Here is a 227-nt window from a genome sequence, read left to right on the forward strand (position 1 = left end):
GTCCTTTGATACCCCATTCCCTAAAATTACACTAGAAGCGGCAGGGCCGTATTGTGTAATTTCTCCGATAGGAAAACCTAAAATATCTCGTACATGCAAAGAAAATTCAGAAAGGTCTTGAGATATGAGAGTGCCCAATCCTGTATCGTGTGGGCGAGGTGAAACTTCACTGATATAAACGTCATCACCTTTTACAAAGAACTCCATACCAAATAGGCCATACCCAC

The 227-nt window shown here is 41.9% G+C and carries 1 protein-coding gene; it reads right to left on the bottom strand.

Features of this window, described 5'->3' with window-relative positions; all coding sequences use genetic code 11:
- Positions 1–227: ATP-grasp domain-containing protein (locus V6255_RS18385; RefSeq protein ID WP_341629421.1), on the bottom strand; the 227-nt coding region annotated here is incomplete at both ends.

It is taken from the genome of Psychromonas arctica (assembly GCF_038155225.1).
Taxonomy (GTDB): Bacteria; Pseudomonadota; Gammaproteobacteria; order Enterobacterales; family Psychromonadaceae; genus Psychromonas; species Psychromonas arctica_B.